7 protein-coding genes and 6 pseudogenes are annotated in these 14,669 nt (G+C 62.2%); 9 read left to right on the top strand and 4 right to left on the bottom strand.

What is annotated here, in order from left to right:
* Nucleotides 1–229 (top strand): annotated as a pseudogene (locus tag WJW29_RS15375) (transposase); the annotation flags it as partial.
* Nucleotides 230–234: 5 nt separating this feature from the next.
* Here the strand turns inward: WJW29_RS15375 and WJW29_RS15370 are convergent.
* The 3 pseudogenes from WJW29_RS15370 to WJW29_RS15360 form a co-directional block, all read right to left on the bottom strand.
* Nucleotides 235–624: pseudogene (locus WJW29_RS15370) on the bottom strand (serine/threonine protein phosphatase); the annotation flags it as partial.
* Nucleotides 621–2,309: pseudogene (locus WJW29_RS15365) on the bottom strand (bifunctional alpha/beta hydrolase/class I SAM-dependent methyltransferase). The pseudogenes WJW29_RS15365 and WJW29_RS15370, both read right to left, overlap by 4 nt.
* A 157-nt stretch (nucleotides 2,310–2,466) precedes the next feature.
* Nucleotides 2,467–3,085: pseudogene (locus WJW29_RS15360) on the bottom strand (CDP-alcohol phosphatidyltransferase family protein).
* Between the two features lie 73 nt (nucleotides 3,086–3,158).
* On the opposite strand from WJW29_RS15360, the gene purH reads away from it, so the two are divergent.
* The 7 genes from purH to yccS all read left to right on the top strand — a co-directional run bounded on the left by purH (nucleotide 3,159) and on the right by yccS (nucleotide 12,314).
* Nucleotides 3,159–4,742 carry a bifunctional phosphoribosylaminoimidazolecarboxamide formyltransferase/IMP cyclohydrolase gene (gene purH / locus WJW29_RS15355; protein WP_011257456.1) on the top strand — a complete coding sequence of 528 codons (1,584 nt, stop codon included), beginning with the start codon at nucleotides 3,159–3,161 and terminating at the stop codon, nucleotides 4,740–4,742.
* A 49-nt stretch (nucleotides 4,743–4,791) separates the two neighbouring features.
* Nucleotides 4,792–6,027 carry an AAA family ATPase gene (locus tag WJW29_RS15350; RefSeq protein ID WP_011257455.1) on the top strand — a complete coding sequence of 412 codons (1,236 nt, stop codon included), beginning with the start codon at nucleotides 4,792–4,794 and terminating at the stop codon, nucleotides 6,025–6,027.
* On the top strand, nucleotides 6,027–6,641 hold the full coding sequence (locus WJW29_RS15345; RefSeq protein ID WP_011407473.1) for a DUF4276 family protein: 615 nt from the start codon (nucleotides 6,027–6,029) through the stop codon (nucleotides 6,639–6,641). The genes WJW29_RS15350 and WJW29_RS15345 overlap by 1 nt, the downstream gene beginning before the upstream one ends.
* 20 nt (nucleotides 6,642–6,661) lie before the next feature.
* Nucleotides 6,662–7,951 (top strand): phosphoribosylamine--glycine ligase, encoded by a 1,290-nt coding sequence (purD, locus tag WJW29_RS15340; RefSeq protein WP_011257454.1) that lies wholly within the window; start codon nucleotides 6,662–6,664, stop codon nucleotides 7,949–7,951.
* Nucleotides 7,952–8,103: 152 nt separating this feature from the next.
* The gene (locus WJW29_RS15335) at nucleotides 8,104–9,297 is read left to right on the top strand and encodes an AAA family ATPase (RefSeq protein WP_011257453.1); all 1,194 of its coding nucleotides are present in this window, start codon (nucleotides 8,104–8,106) and stop codon (nucleotides 9,295–9,297) included.
* Nucleotides 9,294–9,875, top strand: coding sequence for a DUF4276 family protein (locus WJW29_RS15330; protein WP_011407472.1), 582 nt, complete (start codon nucleotides 9,294–9,296; stop codon nucleotides 9,873–9,875). Before WJW29_RS15335 ends, WJW29_RS15330 begins: the two co-directional genes overlap by 4 nt.
* Before the next feature lie 225 nt (nucleotides 9,876–10,100).
* Nucleotides 10,101–12,314: a YccS family putative transporter gene (gene yccS / locus WJW29_RS15325; RefSeq protein WP_011257452.1), complete on the top strand. Its 2,214-nt coding sequence runs from the start codon at nucleotides 10,101–10,103 to the stop codon at nucleotides 12,312–12,314.
* A 130-nt stretch (nucleotides 12,315–12,444) separates the two neighbouring features.
* On the opposite strand, the pseudogene WJW29_RS15320 reads toward yccS, so the two are convergent.
* Nucleotides 12,445–13,634: pseudogene (locus WJW29_RS15320) on the bottom strand (MFS transporter).
* A 97-nt stretch (nucleotides 13,635–13,731) separates the two neighbouring features.
* Here WJW29_RS15320 and WJW29_RS15315 point away from each other — a divergent pair.
* A pseudogene (locus tag WJW29_RS15315) lies at nucleotides 13,732–14,605 on the top strand (LysR family transcriptional regulator); the annotation flags it as partial.
* Nucleotides 14,606–14,669 lie beyond the last annotated feature (64 nt).

Raw genomic sequence — 14,669 nt, 5'->3', positions numbered from 1 at the left:
CAACGTGGTGTTGTCCAACCTAAAGCGTTCGCTGGACGGTGCCTAGCACGCCTTCAAATTCGCCAAATACGCCCAGCGCTACCTGGCAGAGACGATGTGGCGGTTCAACCGCCGTTTCGATCTGACCCGGCTGGTGCCCAGCTTGCTGGCCGCCGCAGCCGCCAGCAAGCCGTGGTCCGAGCGGGCCCTGCGTGATGTCACCATGTTCACCGCTGAAAGTGCGTGCTAATCAGGAAAGGGTTTGTGGAAGCCCAATAACACCGCGAACAACCAGCCGAACACGCCATCGGTCTGTGGCCGCACGAAGCTGTAGCGCAAGGGCAATACCACAAAACACCCCACGCAGATCAGCTGCGCGCTGAGCAGGCGCAGCGCATGCGTGTCCAGCTCGCGGCGAGTGCGGCAAACGAAAAGCGACGCTGCGTAAAACAGATCGATCGACCAGTACGGCACGATGGTCCACGGCCAGAACGGCATGCCGTGCGCCCAGCCGAACACCACCGATGGCACCTGCGTTGCCCGCCCGTCCAGCGTATTGGCCAGTCCATAGCTGAGGAAGAAAAACGGCCCCAGCAACGCCAGCCACAGCGCGGCACGGCCGAACGGGCGCGCAGCTGGGCTCATGCGTCGATCCGCTGCGCCATCGACACGGTGAAAATGCCGAACGCATCGATGCGCTGCGCCACCTTGCGAAAGCCCGCTGCCTCAACCAACGCATCCATTTCCTGCTGGCGACGCCGACGCATCACCCAGGCCACACCATCGCGATGGCTGGTCAGCGCACGCGCAATGAATTCCAGCTGCGGATGCCAGGGCTGCCCGGTGTAGAGCAGGTAGCCACCCGGCTGCACTGCTGCTGCAAGACCGGCCAGCGAACGTGCGATCTGGTCGTTGTCGGCAAACAGTTCGTACAGGCCCGATACCACCGCCAACGTCGGTGCCGGCTGTACTGCTGCCAATGCATCGGGGTCGAATGCATCGCCTTGTTCGAAGCGGGCGCTATCGCCTGCGCCCAACGTCTGGATCAGCGCGGTGCCCTGGGTCACGTTGAGCAGGCTGAAATCGCGCAGCATGATCGCATCGGCACGCTGCGCACCGCTGCCCAGCGCTTTGAGCACATAGCGCCCGTGCCCGGCGGCGGCATCCAGCACGCGCACCGGCTTGCCAGCGCCACGCAAGCGTGCCGCCGCATCACGCAGCAACTCGCCCAGATGGCTGCCGCGGATGCGGATGCAGCGCCAACCGATCGCGTTGAGATAATTGCGGTCGATCATGCGGCCCAGCGGCCCGCGACCACGGGCCTGGTTGCGGTAGATGTAATCCAGCGCGCTGCCGGAATCGAAACCGGTCTGCAAACCCAGTGCGATGCCCTCGGAGAGCCTGCCGCCCAGGCGCAGACCGGCGCGTACACCACGCCAGCGCAGATCCTGCAGGCTGTTGCGCTGCGGCGGCCAGGCCAGCCGCTCGGCCTCTTCGAAACTTGGGCCGGCACGGTGCGCATCGCGTAACGCGGCACGCACCGGCGGCTGCGCAAAACGCGCTTGCACAAACTGGCGGATCTGCGTAATCGCAATCGCACGATCGCGCTCGCCCAGGGTGTCGTGGAAAAACCCCGGCAACCAAAGCCGCTGCGTGATCGGCGAGCGCAGGTTTTCGTAGAAGCGGTCCTGCGGGCCGGATGCACCACAGAATCGGCGCCGGAGACCCGCAATTGGGTCGGCACGGTGATGGCCTGCGCATCCTCCACTACACGATCGGCCGCTGCATACCGGCCCAGCAACACACGGACCGAAATCGGGGCGGTGATCAGCGGATCGCGGCGATCGCTTTCCACGCGCGCCGGATCGTGCGTCAACCACTGCGGCTTGACGTAACTATTGACGAAAAAGTTGCCGCGCAGCGCATGCAGTAGCGCCAGCCCGGCGCGTGCGAACGGCACCTACAATGTCACCTTGAACGCGGGCGATGCCAGCACCAAGGCGCGCAGCGGTGGGGCGTAATAGTGCACCCAGGTGGCGGCCACCACCGCGCCCACACTCTGCGCAATGACCACCATGTCCTGCACCGCAATGCCGTGGGTGGCGCCGAGGTGTGCGATAAAGCCGTCCAGATCGCGCACCAGTGCTTCGAAGCCCGGCGCATCGCCGCGCACGCCGGGCGAGCGGCCGTTGCCGCGTGCGTCCCAGGCGAAGAACTGCGCGTCGGGCATGTCGAGTTCTTCGGCCGATGCATCCCCGGCCGAAGTGCTCATGGCCGCGATGCAGCACCACCACCGCCTTGGGCGTGCCGGTAGTCGCGGCATCGTGCAGCGGCCAATGCCGTTAAAACAGCGGCGCACCATCGAAACTGACGAACTCGCGCTCTAGTACTGTGCGCATTGAAGCATCCTGAAAACGTCGAAAGAGGTTGAATCGCAAAGGTCACCCGAGAGCGGCGCGCCCAGCGGCGGCGCTGCGGGATGTACCGCTAGGCGCCTGCGGGCGCCTCGGCCAGGCCGGCCCGCACGCGCCGCCCCACCGTGGCCATGCAGGCCAGACTCAGCACGATGGCCACCCAGGTGACCCCGCGAGCGCCCAGCAGCCCGCTGGCCAGGCCTACGCCCAGCACGCCGATGACGAAGGCGCGGTCGCGCTTGCCCATCGGCCCGTCGTAACGGCGGCTGGCGCCAACCATCAGGCCGAGCACGCCGGCGTATTCGGTGAGCGCGGCCAGCAGCGCGAAGACCCACAGCCAGTGCGCGCTCACACCGGGCACGCCCAGCAGGCTCAAGTACAGCGCCGCATCGGCCACCACATCGCAAAGTTTCGTTGAGGTAGGCGCCCAGCCGCGATTGCTGACCGAACTCGCGCGCCAACATGCCGTCTACCGCATTGAGCGCCATACGCACCAGCATCCACACCGGCAGCAACAGATACAGCAGCGGCCAGCTGGGGCCGCCGCGCAATACCACGGTCGCCACCATCAACGACACCGCCGCCGCAATGAGCCTGACCTGGTTGGCGGTGATGCCGCCACGAGACAGCGCGCCCACCATCGGCCGCAGCAGCGCCTGAAAGCGTCCTGTCAGAGCATGGATCGAGACCATACGGGGTGTTGAGTCCATTCGAGCGCTGGCGCAGCCTACAATATCGGCTGATCCGCAACGACATCCCCCACCGATGGCTTCTGATTTCCTGCCCGTGCGCCGGGCCCTGCTCTCCGTTTCCGACAAGACCGGCCTGATCGATCTGGCCCGCGCGCTGGTGGCGCGCAACGTCGAGCTGCTGTCCACCGGCGGCACCGCCAAGGCGATCCGCGAGGCTGGCCTGCCGGTGAAAGACGTCGCCGAGCTCACCGGCTTCCCGGAAATGATGGACGGCCGCGTCAAGACCCTGCACCCGCTGGTGCACGGCGGCCTGCTGGGACGTGCAGGCATCGATGAAGCAGTGATGGCCGAACACGGCATCGCGCCGATCGACCTGCTGGTGCTGAACCTGTATCCATTCGAATCGGTCACGGTCAAAACCGATTGCACGCTGGCCGACGCGGTGGAAAACATCGACATCGGCGGCCCGGCAATGTTGCGCAGCGCCGCCAAGAATTTCGCGCGCGTGGCTGTGGCCACCGACCCGGCGCAGTACGCCGACCTGCTGGCCGAACTGGAGGCCAACAACGGCCAGCTGTCGGCGGCCAAGCGCTTTGCGCTGTCGGTGGCGGCGTTCAATCGCGTGGCGCAGTACGACGCGGCGATCAGCAACTATCTCTCGGCGGTGGCCGACAGCGCCGAAACCGTGCCCACGCGCAACCCATTCCCGGCCCAGATCAATTCCAACTTCGTCAAGGTGATGGACCTGCGCTACGGCGAAAACCCGCACCAGTCCGGCGCGTTCTACCGCGACCTGTATCCGGTACCAGGCACGCTGGCCACCTTCCAGCAGTTGCAGGGCAAGGAGCTCAGCTACAACAACCTGGCCGATGCCGATGCGGCGTGGGAATGCGTGCGCCAGTTCGATGCGCCGGCCTGCGTGATCGTCAAGCACGCCAACCCCTGCGGCGTGGCGGTAGGCGCGGGCTGCGGCGATGCCTATGAACTGGCCTATGCCACCGACCCCACCAGCGCCTTCGGCGGCATCCTGGCCTTCAACAAAACGCTCGATGCAGCCACTGCCAAAGCCATTCTGGATCGTCAGTTCGTCGAAGTGCTGATCGCGCCCGACTACGACGCCGGCGCGCTGGACTACGCCACCAAGAAGGCCAACGTGCGCGTGCTCAAGATTCCGCACGGTAATGGCCTCAACAACTACGACACCAAGCGGATCGGCTCGGGCCTGCTGATGCAGTCGGCCGACAACCGCGGCATGTCGCTGGGCGAATTGAGCGTGGTCACCCAGCGTGCGCCCAGCGAGGCGGAACTGGGCGATCTGCTGTTCGCCTGGCGCGTGGCCAAGTACGTCAAATCCAACGCCATTGTCTATGCCAAGGACAGCCGCACCATTGGTGTCGGCGCCGGGCAGATGAGCCGCGTGGTCAGCGCCAAGATCGCCGCGCTCAAGGCCGAAGAAGCCAAGCTCACGGTGGTCGGCTCGGTGATGGCGTCCGATGCGTTCTTCCCGTTCCGCGATGGTATCGACGCGGCGGCTTCCGCCGGTATCCAGGCAGTGATTCAACCGGGTGGTTCGATGCGCGATGGCGAAGTGATCGCCGCTGCCGACGAACACGGTATCGCGATGGTGTTCACCGGCGTGCGCCATTTCCGGCATTGATACAGGCATACACGCGCAGGTACTTCATGTTGGAGCGGGAGACGGACTGATGGCAAACGAATTGATCGCGCGGAAAGTGGCGAGAATTGAGTATTTAAAGATACAAAATTTTCGAGCGATTCGTGATCTTGAACTCAGGGATATCACTCCGCTAACGGTCCTTTTGGGGCCTAATGGTAGCGGCAAGTCAACAGTTTTCGATGTGTTTGCATTCTTGGCCGAGTGCTTTGAGCTTGGCTTGCGGCGAGCATGGGACAAACGTGGCAGAGCTAGGGAGCTAAAAACGCGCGGCAGCGAAGGCCCGATTACAATTGAGATTAAGTACCGCGAACCTGGCTATCCATTAATCACTTACCACCTATCGGTGGATGAACGAAACAGTTCCCCAGTAGTCATTGAGGAGTGGCTACAGTGGCGGCGCAGTGAGCGAGGCAGACCATTTCGCTTTCTGGAGTATCGAGAAGGAATTGGCAAAGCCGCTAGTGGCGAGCGTCCTGATGATCAGGACAAACGTATTGACACACCGCTAAAATCCGCAGATCTTTTAGCCGTCAATGCGCTAGGCCAGTTCGCAGAGCACCCGCGAGTTGCAGCGTTACGAGACTTCATTACCGGTTGGTATGTTTCTTACCTGTCAGCAGACAGTTCGCGTGGCCAGCCTGAAGCCGGCCCACAGGACAGACTCAGTAGAACTGGTGACAATCTAGCCAATGTCATCCAATTTCTGGCTGAACAACATCCGAATCGCCTTGAAGACGTATTCTCGGCGCTGAGAGAGCGCATACCAAGAGTTGAACGCGTTCTTGCTGAAACGATGCCTGACGGACGCCTTCTCCTTCAAATCAAGGACGCCCCCTTCAGCCATCCTGTACTTGCTAGATTTGCGTCGGATGGCACGCTGAAAATGCTAGCGTATCTCGTCCTTCTTTATGATCCCGCACCTCCGCCTTTCATTGGCATCGAAGAGCCAGAAAACTTTCTCCATCCAAGACTACTGCCAGAGCTAGCGGAAGAGTGCAGAAAATCTAGTGCCCAGACTCAGTTGCTCGTCACGAGTCACTCCCCATTTTTTCTAAACTCTCTTCGCCCCGAGGAAGTCCGCGTCCTTTGGAGGGATGATCAGGGCTACACGCAGACTCGTCGAGCAGCGGACCTTCTAGGAATACGCGAATTCATAAAACATGGAGCATTACTTGGCCATCTATGGATGGAGGGCCAGCTTGGCGTTGGAGATCCCCTAACCAATCAAGGTGCGCCGGCGAGCCCGCTTCCGGAGAAGACTTGATGGGCGCAAATCATTTAGAAATTCTCGTGGAAGAGCCTTCCATGGAGAATTTTCTACACGCGCTTCTCCCGCGCATGATTCCAGCTGACAAGACGTATGCAATTAAGACCTTCCAAGGAAAATCTGACTTATTAGCTAAGGCCGAAGCGCGCCTAAGGGGATACGCAAACTACATCCCGGAAGACTGGCGGATTATTATCGTAGTTGATAGAGACGAGGATGACTGCAAAGAGCTGCGAAGCAATTTAGAAAAAATTGCAAAAGAATCTGGCCTGATCTCCAAGTCAACTGGAAGCGCCCAATGGAATTTCGTGACACGCATCGTCGTTGAAGAATTAGAAGCTTGGTACTTCGGCGATTGGCAAGCAGTCAAAGCAGTTTTCCCACGCGTAGCCTCGACTGTTGATAAGCAGAAGGCTTATCGGAAACCAGACAGCATCAGGGGCGGCACCTGGGAAGCATTCGAGCGAATCATGAAACGATATGGCTACTTTGCAGAAGGACTACCCAAGATCAATGCAGCGCGACTGATTGGTGCAAAGATCGACCCTGGCCGCAATATATCCGAGAGCTTCAACGCGTTTATAGGCGCTGTGCGCAGTGCGATTGACTGAACAATATTGAGTTATAAATTATGAAAATTCTCGTCATCGGCTCCGGCGGCCGCGAACACGCCCTGGCCTGGAAGATCGCGCAATCGGCGCACGTGAGCGAAGTGTTGGTCGCACCGGGCAATGCCGGCACCGCCACCGAAGCCAAGTGCCACAATGTGGCGGTCAAGGTCAATGATCTGGAAGGCCTGCTCGCGCTGGCGCAGCGCGAAGCCGTTGCGCTCACCGTGGTCGGCCCGGAAGTACCGCTGGTGCTGGGCGTGGTCGACCGCTTCCATGCGGCCGGCCTGCGCATCTTCGGGCCCACCGCCAAGGCCGCGCAGCTGGAAGGCAGCAAGGCCTTCGCCAAGGATTTCCTTGCCCGCCATGGCATTCCCACCGCGTATTACGCGGTGCATACGGACGTGGACGCCGCGCTTGCCTATGTGCGCGAGAAAGGCGCACCGATCGTGGTCAAGGCCGATGGCCTGGCCGCCGGCAAGGGCGTGATCGTGGCAACGACCTTGGCCGAAGCCGAAGACGCGGTGCGCGACATGCTGTCGGGCAATGCGTTCGGCGACGCCGGCGCACGCGTGGTCATCGAAGAATTTCTCGACGGCGAAGAAGCCAGCTTCATCTCGATGGTCGATGGCACCCACGCCTTGCCGATGGCCACCAGCCAGGACCACAAGCGTGTCGGCGACGGCGACACCGGCCCAAACACCGGCGGCATGGGCGCCTATTCGCCGGCCCCGGTCGTCACACCCGAGGTGCATGCGCGGGTAATGCGCGAGGTGGTCGAGCCGACCGTGCAGGGCATGATTGCCGACGGCGTGCCGTTCACCGGGTTTCTCTATGCCGGGCTGATGATCGATGCGCATGGCGCGCCCAAGGTGATCGAATTCAACGTGCGCTTCGGCGACCCGGAAACCCAGCCTGTGATGCTGCGGCTGCAGTCGGACCTGGTCGATCTGCTCAACGCAGCCATCGACGGCAAGCTCGACAGCGCGCAGGCGCAGTGGGATCCGCGCCCGTCGCTGGGGGTGGTCATCGCCGCCAAGCCCTACCCGGAAACCCCGGTCACCGGCGAAGTCATCACCGGCCTGGATGCGGTGCCGGCCAGCGCCAAGGTGTTCCACGCCGGCACGGCGTTGAACGCCGCCGGCGAAGTGGTCAGCGCCGGTGGTCGCGTGCTGTGCGTGGCGGCCTTGGGCGACAGCGTGCACGACGCCCAGCGCACCGCCTACGCCGGCCTGCAGCCGATCCACTGGCCCAGCGCGTTCCAGCGCAGCGATATCGGCTGGCGTGCGATTGCCCGCGAGCGCGACCAGTAAGTGGGAAACCTCTTCACTGAAACAAATTCAACCCTGGCTGATCGACCCTCACCTGGTACCGGCTGGCAGGAGACTACAAGTGGTCCGGATGCGTCGAATAGACCACCATGCATCTGTTTTCATAACAACCAATTACGCGCGGAGCCCGCAGCATGAAGATTGAATCAATCCGGCTAAGGAACTTCAAGGCATTCCGCGATGTGCACTTGAAGGACATGCCTTCGTTTCTCGTCGTCGTTGGCGCCAATGGATCGGGCAAGAGCACGTTGTTCGATGTATTTGGCTTTCTCCATGACTGCCTCAAGGGAAACGTCCGGCAAGCACTGGACAAGCGGGGACGATTCCGGGAGGTTCTCAGCCGCGGGTGTGATCCTACAGTTGATTCCATTCTGATCGAACTCCAATACCGAATGGAAATAACTGGCGTAGAGCGGCTGGTGACCTACTCAATCGAGATTGGCGAAGAGAATGGCGCTCCCATCGTGCAAAGCGAGCTATTACGCTACAAACGTGGGCGCTATGGCAGCCCCTATCATTTCTTGAATTTTTCCAAAGGTGTAGGTTATGCAATCACCAACGAAGAGGACTTCAAGAAACCCGACGAGGAACTGGACAGAGAGAGTCAAAAAGTCGCTCCTGATACGCTAGCGATCAAAGGACTGGGACAATTCGAGCGTTTCAAGGCTGCCAACGCCTTCCGACAATTAATCGAGAACTGGCACGTCTCTGATTTTCACATCAATGCGGCGAGAGGGCGCAAGGAAGCCACCGGTGATTCTGAACACTTGTCGGAAAGCGGCGACAACTTACCGCTAGTTGCTCAATACATGAATGAACGCCATCAGCAAGTATTTCGGCGCATCCTCGACATCATGGCGCGACGCGTTCCCGGAGTGGCCTCAGTTGAACCTAAACTAATGGACGATGGTTATCTGACCCTACGGTTCCAGGACGGTTCGTTCAAGACACCTTTCCTTGACCGATATGTTTCTGACGGCACGATCAAGATGTTCGCCTACTTGGTACTTCTTTACGACCCCTCTCCTCATCCGCTACTTTGCGTCGAAGAACCGGAAAACCAACTTTACCCGCAACTCATGACCGAACTTGCGGAAGAATTCCGCATGTATGCTGCACGTGGCGGTCAGGTGCTGGTATCTACTCACTCGCCTGATTTCCTGAATTCTGCCGAGCTCGACGAGGCGTGCTGGCTGGTAAAGCGAAATGGGTGCACCGAAGTTCATCGCGCGCGCGATAACCAACAAATTTCCAGCTATGTCAAGGAGGGCGACCAACTTGGTTATCTGTGGAAACAGGGATTCTTCGACGGAGTCGATCCGCAATGAGGGAACTTGTATTTCTTCTGGAGGAGCATTCCGCTCGAGCCATGTTGGAAAGCTTACTACCTCGGATCTTGTCAAATGACATCCAATATCGGCTTATCGCTTTCGAAGGCAAGCAAGACTTGGAAAAACAACTAGAACGTCGTATCCGCGGTTATCAGAATTCATTAGCTCGATTCGTCATACTGAGAGATCTGGACAGCCATCCCGACTGTCGAGCGGTCAAAAAAAATCTACTGGGAATTTGCAGACTTTCTGGAAAGATTCAATTCTGCCTTGTGAGAATCGCGTGCACCGAGCTTGAGACTTTCTACCTCGCAGACCTCGCGGCGGTCGGCATGGCTCTACAGATGAGCAGGCTTGCCTCTCACCAGAACAATCGCAAGTTCCGATCCCCAGATGCTATTGGCAATCCAAGTAAAGAGCTTAAGTTAATAACAGGTAACCGGTATCAAAAGGTGGCTGGCTCGCGGGAGATCGGAAAGTACCTTCAATTGGACAATGCTCGCTCTGCAAGCTTTCGCAACCTGGTGACGGGCGTCAGACGAATGGAAACGGAACTGCTGGCTATTCCGGTATGAAAATAGGCCGTCATTTGATAGGTGCCGTCTCCAAACTGCGACCGATCCACAGAGCCAGCACCTTCCATCGCAGCGACATCGGCTGGCCCGCGAGCGCTCCGCAAAAGCCTGAGCATGTGCGGAGCACGGCGGCGAGCCGCCCTACCGACAAAAAACTAGCCCCCACCCACGCCAGCGGCGCGTGGCTGCGGCAATAATGCCCGGGCACCCTCCCCTGTAGAGACTGTGGCCACTCCCTCCTTCGAAACCCGCTTAAGCCGCCTGTGGGCCCATGAAAAAGCCAGCTATGGTCTGCGTGTGTTCATCGCGCTGGCGGTGGCGATGGGCGTGTGCTGGCACTGGCAGCAACTCACCGCGGTACCGGCGCTGTTCCTCGGCGCGATCGCCAGCGCCATCGCCGAGACCGACGACAACTGGCTGGGCCGCATCAAATCGGTACTGCTCTCGCTGCTGTGTTTTGCCGCCGCTGCGACTGCGGTGGTGCTGCTGTTTCCGTATCCGCTGCCGTTCGTGATCGGCATGGCGTTGGCGACTTTTTCGTTGACCCTGCTCGGCGCACTGGGCGAGCGCTATGCCTCCATCTCGCAGGCCACGGTGGCCTTGTCGATCTACGCCATGATCGGCATGGACCAGCACGGCAGCCACCATCCGTCGATCGCCTGGCACGGCGCGGCGCTGCTGCTGATCGGGGCCACCTGGTACGGCGTGCTGTCGATCCTGTGGACCATCCTGTTCGCCAATCGTCCGGTCCGCGAGCGGCTGTCGCGGCTGTTTTTCGAGTTGGGCCGCTACCTCAAGCTCAAGGCCGATCTGTTCGAACCGGTGCGGCAGAGCGACCTGCATGTACGCCGGCTGGCGTTGGCCGAGCAGAACGCCAAGGTGGTCGGCGCGCTCAATGCGGCCAAGACCGCGATCATGAGCCGCTTCGGCCGCTCGGGGCGGCCGGGCGTGCAATCCGGCCTGTATTTCCGGCTGTATTACATGGCGCAGGAATTCCATGAGCGCGCCAGTTCCTCGCACTATCCGTACGAAGCCCTGACCGACGCGTTCTTCCACAGCGATGTGCTGTATCGCTGCCAGCGCCTGCTCGCGTTGCAAGGCAAGGCGTGCGCGGCACTGGGCGAGGCGATCCGCCTGCGCCATCCGTTCGATTATGGCGACAACAGCCGCCTGGCCACCGAAGACCTGCGCCAATCGCTGGATTATCTGCACGCACGTGCCGACCCCGCATTGACGCGGCTGCTCGGCGCGCTGGAGTTGCTGGTGACCAACCTGCAGAGCATCGAGCGCAGGTTGTCGGAAGCGGCGCAATCCGATTCCACCAGCGACAACCTCGACACCCGGCTGCGCGATTCCTCGCCGCATACCTTGCGCGAAATGGGCGCCCGGCTGGTGCAGCAACTCACGCCCGGCTCGGTGCTGTTCCGCCACGGCCTGCGCATGGCCATCGCGCTGCTGGTCGGCTACGCCATCATGCAATCCATCCATGCCGACAACGGGTACTGGATCCTGCTCACCACTGCGTTCGTCTGCCGGCCCAATTACGGTGCCACGCGCTTGCGGCTGGTGCAGCGCATCGCCGGCACCTTGATCGGCCTGGTCGCCACCTGGGCGCTGATGCAACTATTTCCCGGTACCGAAGTGCAATTGCTGCTAGCGTTGGCCGCTGCACTGGTGTTCTTCATCACCCGTACCGATCGCTACATGCTGGCCACCGCCGGCATCACGGTGATGGCGCTGTTCTGCTTCAACCTGCTCGGCAATGGCTTCGTGCTGATCTGGCCGCGTCTGATCGACACGCTGATCGGCTGCGCGATCGCCGCCGCTGCCTCGTTCCTGATCCTGCCGGACTGGCAGGGCCGCCGTCTCAACCAGGTGATGGCCACGGTGCTGACCAGTTGCGCGCGTTATCTCACCCAGGTGCTGGAGCAATACGCCAGCGGCATGCGCGACGATCTGCCCTACCGCATCGCGCGCCGCGACATGCACAACGCCGATGCCGCATTGTCGGTGGCGTTATCCAACATGCTGCGCGAACCCGGCCGTTATCGGCGCAATCTGGATGCGGGGTTTCGCTTCCTGGCGCTGTCCAACACCTTGCTCGGCTATCTGTCGGCACTGGGCGCGCATCGCGCCGCGCTGGAGGGCGAACACGACGCCGCCATCGCGCAGGCCGGCGAGTACCTGCAGCGCGCGCTGAGCGAGATCGCCAGCGCCGTTGGCCAACGCCAGCCGCTGCCGGTGCACGACGAAAGCGAAGAACTCGCCACCGCCGAAGCGCTGGAACAACACGCCGTGCAGTTGCCACCCAAACAACGCCTGGTGCGCGACCAGCTGGCGTTGACGCTGCGCCTGCTGCCCAAACTGCGTGCTGCAGCGTTGGCGGTGACCACGGCACCGGCGGAGAATCCGCCGCGTGTGGCGATCCACAAAGCCTAGCGCCTTGTTGTCGGCAGGCGCGGGGGCCGCGCTGACGATGCGGTATCCATGCGCAATGCGATGCCGAGTGCTGCAATCCCGGGCAAGCGCCATACCGGTTGAAGCGTCCCGTCGCTTTCCTCAGCCACGCTCACTTCCACTGCTTGCGCGCCACGCTCAGCGCCACCCAACCCAGCGCTGCTGCAGCAAGCACGGCGCCGACGATCACCACACCCATCCAGCCGGCCTGCGCATACGCTGCCGTGCCCAGGGTCGAGCCCACCGCACCACCGATGAAGTAGCAAGTGATGTAAGCGGAGGTGATGCGATTGCGCGCAGTCGGATTGCGCTGATAGATCACGCTTTGATTGGCGATATGCACGCCCTGCACCGCGATATCCAGCAGCACGCCGACGATCAGCAGTGCGATCGAGTGCGGCGCAAACGCCAGCAGGCCCCACGACAGCAGCAACATCACCAGCCCGCCGCAGCTCACGCGGTCGCCATGACCGTGATCGGACCAATGCCCGGAGCGATTGGCGGCCAGCGCACCGGCCGCACCGATCAGGCCGAACAAGCCGATCACCGCCGTGCCATAGCCATAGCTCGGCCCGGACAACAGAAACGCCAGCGTGGTCCAGAACATGCTGAAGCCGGCAAAGATCAGCCCGCCCAGTACCGAGCGCGAACGCAGCACCGCATCGTCGCGCAGCAGCCTCAGCACCGAGGCCACCAACTGCGGGTACGCCAGTTGCGCATTGACCGGATGGCGCGGCAACCCGCGCCACAACAACCCGGCGGTGAGCAATAACGCACCCGAGGCGATCCAGTACACCGTATGCCAGCCACCGACACCGGCGAGCACGCCGGCCACGGCGCGCGCCAGCAGGATGCCCAGCAACAACCCGCTCATCACCGTGCCGATCACCCGGCCACGCTCGTTGGGCGCGGCCAGCGTGGCGGCAAATGGCACCAGGATCTGCACAGCCACCGAGCTGGCGCCGGTCACGATCGTGCCGACCAGCAACATCGCAAAACTGTGCGAACTGGCTCTGACCAGCAGGCCGAGCGCGCTGAGCACGAACAAGCCCACGATCAGGCCGCGCCGCTCCAGCCGGTCGCCCAGTGGCACCCCAGCAACAGCAACCCCGCCGCATAAGCCAGCTGCGCGGCCGTGACCACCGCACCGGCGCTGCGCACCTGGATACCGAACGCCTGTGCCAGCGTTTCCAGCAAGGGCTGCGCGTAATAGTTGCTCGCCACCGCCAGCCCGGTGGCGGCGGCCATCAGCAGCACCGGGCGGCGTGGCAAGGGCGGGTGGGTGCTGGGCTCGGTATGCATGGCAATTGCCTGGTCAAGGAATGTGCGCAGTGTGGGCAGCCGGCCGGCATCTTTCCAATGCATTGTTTTCACCACAGCCATCGTCTTGCGAGATTGCATGCCGACCTTGCGCCAACTGGAATTGGCCGTGGCCGTGGCCGAAGAAGGTGGCTTCACCGCAGCCGCACGCCGCCGCAATACCGTGCAATCGGCACTCAGCCACCAGGTCGCCAAGATCGAAGAGACCTTCGGCGCGTGTCTGTTCGAACGTGGCACCCGCCAGGTGCGGCCCACCACCGCCGACGAGGTATTCCTGCACAACGCCCGCCAGACCCTGCGCGCGGCCGAGCGCCTGCACGAGGAAATGGCGCAAGCCCTGGGCACCGTGCGCGGGCGGCTCGCATTGGCGCAGATCTCCTCGCTCACCACCGTGCAGCTGCCGGGGTGACTGCATCAGTTCCGCAGCGCGCATGCGCGTGTGGACGTGCACCTGTGCACCGCCATGCGCGAGGCCTTGCTGCACGATCTGGGCGAAGGCCGGGCTGGATGTCGCTCTGGTCGGCGTGGGTCCACAGGTCGCGGTGCCGGCGCAGCGCCTGCTGCTGCATGAAGAGGCGCTGGCCTTGATCGTGGCCCCCGGCCACCGCTTTGCCACGCGCAAACGGGTGGCACTGGCCGAGCTGGACGATGAACCGATGACCGGGCTGATTGCCGGTGCCGGCGTGCGCGGCATCCTCGATGCTGCCTTTGCCCAGGCCGGCCTGCGGCAGCGCCAGCATTACGAAGTGACCCATGCCGATCTGGTGCGCGAACTGGTCGCTGCCGACCTGGGTGTGGGCATCATCCCGCAGACCATGGCCGGCGCCATGCGCGGCGTGATCACGTTCGCGTTGAAAGAGCGTTACCGGTGTCTGACCTACGCGGTGTGGCGGCCCGACCCCAGCCCGGCCGCGCGCGCCTTCGTCGCCTTGCTGCGTGCCCAGCTGGCCCGCACCCCAAGGCGCCGGCACGTCTGGCCCGCTGAACGCAGCCGCCATCCACCAGCACGCCGTGGAA

The organism is Xanthomonas sp. JL1 (genome assembly GCF_038405005.1).
Note: the sequence above shows the minus strand (reverse complement) of the source record. Positions and strands in the feature narration are given on the sequence as shown.